Origin of the sequence: Nostoc sp. DedQUE02 (assembly GCF_034531035.1) — a bacterium.
GTDB lineage: Bacteria > Cyanobacteriota > Cyanobacteriia > Cyanobacteriales > Nostocaceae > Nostoc.
Genome location: NZ_JAVRBY020000127.1, coordinates 1 through 5,775, shown reverse-complemented (window position 1 = coordinate 5,775; position 5,775 = coordinate 1). Strand labels below are relative to the sequence as shown.

The following is a 5,775-nucleotide window of genomic DNA, read 5'->3' as shown; positions in this document are numbered from 1 at the left end:
TCATCGATTCAGCAGTGTAAGTTTTGGGTAAAGCGGTGAGTTGTTCGATAACCACTTCCGGTTGAGCGCGAACGATCACAGCAATGAGCGCTTCTGCATCGAATACATCTGCCTTCGCGAAGCGTAGGCTCTGCCTAATCGCAGATTCTATACCTTGTTCAGCTAAAATTTTGGCTCTGTCTGGAGAATGGGTCAGAGCAACTACATCGTGTCCTTTTGCGAGCAATTGCGCGATTAGCGTCCGACCGATCACTCCCGTTGCCCCTGCAACAAAAATTCTCATCTGTAAACCCCCTAATTAAAGCCTGTGAAACATTTACATTTTGTTTAACTTATGACCTCAAAGCAGGTTTCATTACATTAATGTCGATGTAAACCTCTAGTCGCACAATTTTCTCTTTTTGAATTGTCCAAATATGAGCTAAGTTACAACTAAATTTTTTTCCAGTTTGCTTTGCTACGCCACTCGTTTTGCCGATCGCAACGGTTTTATCACCCGATGGAATGTAATTAAATATTTCGACTGAAGAATCAATCAATGGAGAAAATTTGGAGAAAAAACCTTACTCTCATCAAAGCCACGATAGCGACCGCCCCAAGGAAGTTCTTCAGTTTGATAAAACTCAACGTCAGGAGACATTAAAGAAAAATAACTAGGAATATCTTTTTGGTTGAGGTAAATGTAAGCCTGCTTGACAATTTCTAGAGAGTTTACTGGCATACTTGATGGTCTCAGAGAAATTCATAAATTGATTAGTTTGTCAAAGTTCTATAAATCTATGGGTGTGAGCGAATCAACATTATGCAGCTAGGGAAAAAAAATTTCTTTACGTATTGTCGCAGCGCACAAAAGCGGTAACAGACATCTTCCACAGTCAGCTTTTTGTCGAACACGGCAAAGTGTAGCTTTGAATTCTCATTGTGAAAGATAATAACTCTACTACCAGAACCCTCTCTATTTATACTCTTTTTTCGCCGAAGTATTGACTTTGAAGATGGTCTTGAAATTTAAATAAAAAGATAACTGAAATAAATCACAGCTATGAACAATGTAAAATCATGCTATCTGTCAACTCATTTTGTAAAGAAAATCTAATAATTATTTGCAATTACTGAGTCGTCTACTGTAATCTTTATGCTTAAAGTGTTTGAATGTGAGAACTGCACTGAACATTTTTGTTCGAGCATCCCTGGAGGCAAGACAGCAAGATGAGTCAGTGGCATCTAAATTTATGGCTTCTGATGTGCAGTGTTTTTTGGATACTTGATTGTGTTCGACCGAGCGCAGCTCAAGTGATTCCCGATAACACGCTGCCTCCGGGGGAGCGATCGCAAGTTTCTGGCAATCTCAATTTCCAAATCGACGGCGGGGCAAAGCGGGGTGGCAATCTGTTCCACAGTTTCCAATCATTATCTGTGCCAACAGGAGGCTCTGCCTACTTCAACAATGGCGCAGATGTGCAGAACATTTTCAGCCGCGTAACGGGTGGATCGATCTCCAATATTGATGGTGTGATTCGAGCAAATGGAGCGGCGAATTTATTTTTGCTCAATCCCAATGGCATTATTTTTGGTGCAAATGCGTCACTTAACATCGGGGGTTCTTTTGTTGCCACGACTGCCAATTCAATAAGATTAGCAAATGGAGATATGTTTAGTACGAATCCGGGACAACCTCTGCCCAGCCAAGTCTTGAACATCAATCCTAATGCCTTGTTTTTCAATCAACTAGCAGCACAACCAATCATCAACCGCTCGACCGCTAACAACAGTACTGGGCTTCAGGTGTCACCGGGACGGAGCCTATTACTAGTAGGTGGTGATGTCCAGTTAGAAAGCGGGAAAATCGTCAGTCCGGGAAGCCGAGTGGAGTTAGGTGCTGTTGCTGGAGAGGGGGCAGTGGGTCTGAGTAGAACGGCTGGTGATTGGCGGTTGAGTTTTCCCGATGGTATAGCGCGGGCAGATGTTTCCCTCAGCAACAGCGCTTTTATAGACGTTCGTGCTGGGGATGGCGGGAGTATTGCCATCACAGCTCGGAACTTGACCCTGAACCAAGGAAGTAGACTTCGGGTGGGAATCAAGGAAGGTTTGGGTTTTGCTGACGCTCAAGCAGGGAACATTGAACTCAATGCAACAGAAACAATAAATACTGATGGTAGCTACATCGGCAACGAAGTCCGGCCTGGAGGGACAGGTAACACTGGTGATATCAACATCACTACAGGGTCGCTTTCTTTGACCAATGGCGCTCAAGTTGCTTCCTACACTAGTGGACAGGGAGATGCAGGTAGTGTGAATATTAATGCCCGCAGTACTGTCTCTTTAGATGGTAATAATACTGCTGTATTTAATAGAGTTTACTCAACTGGTATCGGTAACGTTGGGGATATTAACATCACTACGGGGTCATTTTCTCTCACAGGGAACGCTCTACTGTATTCCAACACGAGTGGACAAGGAAATACAGGTAGTGTAAATATTAATGCCCGCGATACCGTCTTTTTGGATGGGATTCAGACTGCTGTACTCAATAGCGTGAACCCAACTGGTATCGGTAACGCTGGTGATATCAACATCATTACAGGGTCACTTTCTCTCACAGGGAACGCTGAACTGATTTCTGCAACGAGTGGAGGGGGAAATACTGGGGGTGTAAATATCAATGCTCGAGATACCGTATCTTTGGATGACAGCAGCTATATATTCAATATCGTATACCCAACTGGCAATGGTAACTCTGGCGGTATCAACATCAGTACAAAGTCGCTTTCCTTCACAAGGGGCGCTAGCCTATTTTCCTATACGAGGGGGCAGGGAAATGCTGGTAATGTAAATATTAATGCCCGCGATCGCGTCTCTCTAGATGGTGCATCCTCTGATGGAGTCTTCGCCAGTACTATCCTCACAGACGCAATTTCAGGATCTGTGGGTCAAGGGGGAAATGTTACAATCACAACTGGCTCGCTGTTTCTGACCAACGGGGGTGCCGTGAATACCGCCACCAATGGTGCAATACGCAAAGAAGAGGACGCGAATAAACCCAGTGTTGGTGCAACGGGTAACGCAGGTAGGGTCACCATTAATGCTCGTGACTCTGTAGAGATTAGTGGAACAGCACCGACTCGTACCGACCTCCTTAGTGGAGTGTTTACCTCGGTTGAGGAAGGAACTGTGGGAAGTGGAGGAGATGTAATTATTACCACAAGATCGCTCTTTGTTTCTGACCAGGGAAAAATCAACACGAGGACACAAGGGCAAGGAAATGCTGGAAATATCCAGATTCAGGCTACAGATGCTGTCTCGTTTAATGGAGGAAATGCCATCAGCACGCTCGATCCAGGTGGAGTTGGCACAGGCGGCAATATTGACATCACAGCGCGATCGCTCTCACTGCTTAATGGTTCTCAACTCGCTGCTTCCACTGCCGGATCTGGAAACGCTGGCAATATCACCGTCAGTGCAGACGCAGTGGATTTGAGTGGCGGGCAACTACTGACCACGACTTCTAGTAGCGGTCGTGCTGGCGACATCACAATTAATACTCCAGACCTGCAACTGAGTGGGGCAACCAGTGGTCTATTTGCCGACACCACCAGTGCAGCAGATGCAGGCAACTTGACTATTCAGCCACGGGGGAACGGGCAAAGTGTTAGGGTGAACCTTCAGGATGGCGCACAAGTCTCTGCCTCCACTAAGGCCAACGGTCAAGGAGGAACGCTAACCATTACTGCCCCAGAGTCGATTACTCTCACAGGCGATGGTTCAATTATTGCTGCTGGTACGGCTGGCGGCGGTCAGGGTGGGGACTTAAAGCTACAAACAGGAACCCTCAGCATCCAAAACCAGGCAAAAGTGACGGTCAGCAGTTCGGGCACAGGCAGTGCCGGTTCGTTGTTTGTGGATGCCAATCGCATCTATCTCAACAACCAAGGCAGCATCCGAGCTGACACCACAGGCGGCGGAGGAAATATCTTTTTGCGTACTCCCTTGTTACTATTACGCAATGGTAGTGCCATCACTACTAACGCCACTGGTGAAAACATCCCAGGGGGTAACATCAGCATTGATGCCAAAAATGGTTTCATCGTTGCTGTTTCCCAAGAAAATAGCGATATCAGCGCCAATTCCCTAGACTTTCGTGGTGGGAATGTGACTATTAATGCTCAAGGGATTTTTGGGACTAAGTTTCAGAAGACACCAACAGGTGCAAGTGATATCACTGCCACAGGGGTAATTCCGCAGTTTAATGGAACAGTGCAAGTCAATACACCAGATGTAGATCCCAATAACGGATTAGTGGAATTGCCAGCCAATTTTGTAGATCGCTCTAGTTTGATTGCTCAAGGCTGTCTGGCAAATAAAGGTAATTCATTTACCATCACCGGACGTGGCGGTTTGCCACCTCTACCAACTCAAGCACTTGCCACTAATCAAACTGCAACTGTTGATTGGGTAACATTGAATCCTCAAGAACAAAAAAGCACAACTGTAGGAGAGAATTTATACTTGAGTCGGAGTCTGGGGCGCAAAAGTCCTCAATTAGAAGTTAAGCAAATTAGCCCAACTATTGTAGAAGCTACTAGTTGGGTAATAAATAAGTCTGGCGCAGTGGAGCTAACAGCCTCTGTACCCATAGCTACGCAGACAAATGCTGTTGCCTCTGCGATCGTTTCCAGTGGGGCTTCTCTGCGAGACGCTACGCGAACGCCCATCACAGCTTGCCCATCTCAAACCACCGCTATTCAAAAATAATGCAAGTTGCTTTTCTCTAAATTCGAGTTGAGAGAAGCTTACAGCAGTTTTTGATCAAACCCGCTACAAAAATAAATCCTAAAAAAAGCCCAGTATTGCTTTTAATTGTGGCACGTTTGATTGCAATTCGCTGTAAATAATTATTCGCTAATCAATGGGGCATTATAATTCTGAAGAAGTAATAGTTCGTTTAACCAACTTTCAAGTTGTAGATGCAAGCGATAACCAAAAACTTCTTTTCTAGGATCGAGACGGGACAGTAGTTCAAGGGGCGACAAGCGAGTTAAAGAGCTTGCTGTATAAGCTCCATAGCCCTTAAACCTCGCTGGTAATATGCTTGCTTATTGCGACTGAAACCGACCAGTTCCTTGACCCATGCTTGACACCCATACAGAGCTTCTATCCAATTGAAACCATATAAACCTATCCAGAAATTACTGTGACGCTTCTGATTTCTATTTTTTTCTTTTTGGCGACAAATATAGGAATCAAGTTTTTGAAATTTAGTTCTTTGTCCATATAACCAAGCACTGGTCATAGCCAAAGCGATTAATAAAATCAAACACACAAGTCTATCAGAACTGGCTTGAGAACTTTCCAGATTATAACCGCCAGTTTTGCAGTCTTTGAACATCGCCTCAATCCCAAAACGTTGAGCATATATCTTGAGAGCAGTGTTCAAATCCAGCAAATTAGTTAATAAATACCAAGCTGATTTGTCTTGTTTACCTCTGTACTTCCTCTTCCAATAAACAGCCAAGTTGAACCAACCAAAACCTCGCTTTTGAGTCACCTTAACATTTGTGTAGCGATGATAACTCGCGAATAATATTTCTTTCCGTATTTTTGCACATTTGGGATGCTCCCGTCTAATTAGGCATTTTATCTTAGTTTTTTGTGCCTACACTTTTATTCTTTGGCATCAGATGACTGGAGGTTTAAGAGGAAGGTGGGCCTCGAAACCTTTGAACACTTTTGCTGAAGCTTTAGAAGCCTTCCGAACAGCTATGTCTTTTCGCTTTT

At 44.6% G+C, this 5,775-nt stretch carries 5 protein-coding genes and 1 pseudogene; 2 read left to right on the top strand and 4 right to left on the bottom strand.

What is annotated here, in order from left to right:
- The 3 genes from RMX98_RS35930 to RMX98_RS35920 form a co-directional block, all read right to left on the bottom strand.
- The coding region (locus RMX98_RS35930) for an NAD-dependent epimerase/dehydratase family protein (protein WP_409881951.1) at nucleotides 1-283 on the bottom strand (283 nt) is incomplete at its 3' end.
- Nucleotides 284-332: 49 nt separating this feature from the next.
- Entirely contained in the window at nucleotides 333-539 is a 207-nt protein-coding gene (locus tag RMX98_RS35925; protein ID WP_409881952.1) for a nuclear transport factor 2 family protein, read from the bottom strand.
- Nucleotides 536-721 (bottom strand): hypothetical protein, encoded by a 186-nt coding sequence (locus RMX98_RS35920; protein WP_409881953.1) that lies wholly within the window; start codon nucleotides 719-721, stop codon nucleotides 536-538. Before RMX98_RS35920 ends, RMX98_RS35925 begins: the two co-directional genes overlap by 4 nt.
- Nucleotides 722-1,209: 488 nt before the next feature.
- On the opposite strand from RMX98_RS35920, the gene RMX98_RS35915 reads away from it, so the two are divergent.
- Nucleotides 1,210-4,752, top strand: a complete 3,543-nt coding sequence (locus RMX98_RS35915; protein ID WP_409881954.1) for a filamentous hemagglutinin N-terminal domain-containing protein — start codon at nucleotides 1,210-1,212, stop codon at nucleotides 4,750-4,752.
- 283 nt (nucleotides 4,753-5,035) lie between these two features.
- On the opposite strand, the gene RMX98_RS35910 is transcribed toward RMX98_RS35915, so the two are convergent.
- Nucleotides 5,036-5,545, bottom strand: coding sequence for a transposase (locus tag RMX98_RS35910; RefSeq protein ID WP_409882103.1), 510 nt, complete (start codon nucleotides 5,543-5,545; stop codon nucleotides 5,036-5,038).
- A 76-nt stretch (nucleotides 5,546-5,621) separates the two neighbouring features.
- On the opposite strand from RMX98_RS35910, the pseudogene RMX98_RS35905 reads away from it, so the two are divergent.
- Nucleotides 5,622-5,775: pseudogene (locus RMX98_RS35905) on the top strand (IS701 family transposase); the annotation flags it as partial.

Coding starts and splice junctions, on each gene's coding strand:
- RMX98_RS35920 (WP_409881953.1), bottom strand. CDS start 721: ATGCCAGTAAACTCTCTAGAAATTGTCAAGCAGGCTTACATTTACCTC.
- RMX98_RS35915 (WP_409881954.1), top strand. CDS start 1,210: ATGAGTCAGTGGCATCTAAATTTATGGCTTCTGATGTGCAGTGTTTTT.